Here is a 1,269-nt window from a genome sequence, read left to right as displayed (position 1 = left end):
GTGATCTTTAGCACTAAAAGCTACATTTTGTACATCGGTATTCGGTGCTGCTGTCGCCCATTTTAAGGTAATACCGTCCGCTACAAATACGCGTCCTTTTACAAGTGAATTGCCGTCAAAATTTGTTACTCCTGTTTTGTCTACCGATGATCCTGTTAATAAAGGAACTGTTCCCCCTACATCTATTTTTTTATTGGCATATAAAAAGGAAGGCATCGGCTTCATTGCTGCAATGTTCCACTTTTCGTTGGGTTTACGCATTGCATTTTTTTCTTTTAAATATTCTGTTACTCGTAGGTACTTTTCCTCGTTTCTTAAAAAATTCATATCGCTTTTTTTATTAATTTTTGTTTTTCTTTTTTATAATTTTTCTTTTCTCTTATGCTGCAAATTCTGCTACCGATTCGTGCGGTATATCTTCCGAAATAAAATCATAGTTCGGGGTATAGCTTGATAAAAAACTACTACTGTCTAGTAATTCCGTATCATAGTTATACATCGGACTACCTAGGGCGGCGTGCATTTTAGAATCTTTCAAACGCTCGTCTAAAAGTTCTTTTAATAAATGCCCTGTTTGCGTTACTGCCGTTGCGATTGCGATTTCTTGCCCTATCTTGCGTCCTGTAGTTTTTCGGTCTAAGGCGGCAGCTCCTAAAATCCCCGCGGCAATTAAAGCCCCTCTTTTAAATTTGGTGTTTTTAATAAATGTTAGCTGCTCCACGGCTAAACGGGATAGCATAGCCCCTGCGGTCATACTCGCTAAAGTTTCCCCTGTTTCAATAATCTTGTTTAATTTCATAACTGTTATTTTTTTGTGATTACGTAAATGATTCCTAAAAATCCTAATACACCCGCACCAATTCCTACATATAACAGGGTGTTATCCTTTTTAGGTGGTGGGTTTTGGTTCTGCTGTATTTGTTGTTGAATTTGTAGCCGCATGGTTTGTGCTAAATTCTCTACAGACATCTGTAGTTGATTTGCTTGCGCTTCAAAATTATTACGCAAGGTTGGCGCAATATCTTCTGTACTTCCTTGTGCATTCTTTACATATACGGGCTGCCCGTTTCGTGCCTGTTCAATCTGCGCCCATGTTCCCCCGATAGTGTTTAAAATCCCCATCAAATTAGCCCCATCCCAAAAACTCCCATCCCCTGACAAAGACGCGGGTATTGTTGCGCTGCTTTCTTGCAGTAGTTTTTTTTCCTCTTCTGCTGCAAGTAAAAAATGTGTGGTTGTTAAATTCATAGCTTTTATACTTGTACTGCT

General features: G+C 38.9%; 3 protein-coding genes. All 3 read right to left on the bottom strand.

Translation table 11 applies throughout. The features are described 5' to 3' along the window. Nucleotides 1-327 (bottom strand): hypothetical protein (locus tag ACKTTC_RS10610; RefSeq protein WP_408039801.1); only part of this gene is annotated, 327 nt, incomplete at its 3' end. A gap of 52 nt (nt 328-379) precedes the next feature. After that, a complete protein-coding gene (locus tag ACKTTC_RS10605; RefSeq protein ID WP_408039800.1) occupies nt 380-799 on the bottom strand; it encodes a hypothetical protein in 420 nt (139 codons plus the stop codon). A 5-nt stretch (nt 800-804) separates the two neighbouring features. Further along, a partial coding sequence (locus ACKTTC_RS10600) for a hypothetical protein (RefSeq protein WP_408039799.1) occupies nt 805-1,269 on the bottom strand: 465 nt, incomplete at its 5' end.

It is taken from the genome of Tenacibaculum amylolyticum, from assembly GCF_964511145.1.
Classification (GTDB): domain Bacteria; phylum Bacteroidota; class Bacteroidia; order Flavobacteriales; family Flavobacteriaceae; genus Polaribacter; species Polaribacter amylolyticum.
Note: the sequence above shows the minus strand (reverse complement) of the source record. Positions and strands in the feature narration are given on the sequence as shown.